This is a genomic window from Pontimicrobium sp. MEBiC01747 (assembly GCF_053601635.1).
Map to the genome: position 1 here is coordinate 1 of NZ_JBSHNS010000256.1, position 1,434 is coordinate 1,434.

The window sequence follows — 1,434 nt, forward strand, 5'->3', positions numbered from 1 at the left end:
ACAAATCTTGTCTCCAAAAAACAACAACGACAAACTTTAATTAAAGAAAAAGAGAAAGTAAATACCAAAATTCAAAAACTTCTTGATTTACATCTCCAAGGTCAAATTAAAACTGAAGCTTTTAATTCATATCATACGAAACCCTACGAACAGTTACAACAATTAGAACAAAGCATTTCAGAATTAGAAATGGATATTTTAGCATTTGATACACAAGAAAAAACAGGTAATAATTTAATTTTCGAGGCGAAAAATATGTATAAAAATTGGAGCAGTTTACATAGAGATAAGAAGCGAAATGTTATTGAAACCGTAACAGAAAAGATCATTGTAGGCACTCAAGACATATCAATAAACCTTTATAAACTCATACCAGACGGGCTTATGCCGTCTTTTTTAGAAAGCAGTCCAAATGGGCAACACAACCAGTAGGATGTTTGGCTCATGGCTTAAATCAAATCTATCCTAAAGTACATAAAAAGTATATGGTAGAAGTAGAACGTAATGGTGGCTTTTTTACAGATTTTTGGAGTACAGATGCTTTCGATAGGAATAATTTTTTAAAACGAAATCGCATCATTGCAGGCATTAGTGAAGCAACAATTGTAATAGAATCTGCAGAAAAAGGCGGTAGCTTAGTAACAGCCGACATTGCTAACTCATACAACAGAGATGTGTTTGCTGTTCCTGGCCGAACAACAGATTCTCAAAGTATAGGTTGTAATAATTTAATTAAACAACAAAAAGCACATTTATTATCAACCCCTTTAGATGTACCATATTTATTAAACTGGCAGTTAGAAGATTTAAAACAACCAATAATACAGAAGCAATTATTTGTAGAGTTAGAAGATAATGAAAAAGTAGTATATAATTACCTTAAAAATAATGAAAAACAAATGTTAGATATTATAGCATTACACTGTAATATACCCATTTATAAACTTGCAGGCTTGTTGCTAAACATGGAGTTGAAAGGTGTAGTAAGGCCTTTACCAGGGAAATTGTTTGAGGTTGTTTAATAAAAGAATCCTACTGTTAAGTAGGATTCTTTTTTATATAAGTGAACGTCTTTAATAACCAACCTTAGCTCTAACACGTTTTAAAACATCATTAGCAACTACAGTAGCCTTTTCAGCACCTTTAGCTAAAGCATCGTCAATAGCATTAAGATTATTCATATAATAATCATAACGCTCACGCTGTGTTTCAAAAGTTTTTAAAATAAGCTCAAATAGGGCTTGTTTCGCATGACCATAACCATAATTACCATTTTCGTAATTGGCTTTCATAGCATTTATTTCTTCTTCCGAAGCTAACAATTTATATATAGCAAAACAATTACATGTTTTCCAATCTTTAGGATCTTCTAACGGAGTACTATCTGTTTCAATACTCATTATTTGTTTACGTAGTTTCTTTTCAGGTAAAAAT

Annotated in this window: 1 protein-coding gene and 2 pseudogenes; 2 read left to right on the forward strand and 1 reads right to left on the reverse strand. The window is 31.2% G+C overall.

The genetic code is table 11. The annotated features are described in order from the left end of the window. Both ACVC2P_RS08160 and ACVC2P_RS08165 read left to right on the forward strand, forming a co-directional pair. The coding region (locus tag ACVC2P_RS08160) for a hypothetical protein (RefSeq protein ID WP_452597984.1) at positions 1–432 on the forward strand (432 nt) is incomplete at its 5' end. After that, positions 423–1,022, forward strand: a pseudogene (locus tag ACVC2P_RS08165) (DNA-processing protein DprA); the annotation flags it as partial. The gene ACVC2P_RS08160 and the pseudogene ACVC2P_RS08165, both read left to right, overlap by 10 nt. Before the next feature lie 51 nt (positions 1,023–1,073). Here the strand turns inward: ACVC2P_RS08165 and ACVC2P_RS08170 are convergent. After that, positions 1,074–1,434, reverse strand: a pseudogene (locus ACVC2P_RS08170) (tryptophan--tRNA ligase); the annotation flags it as partial.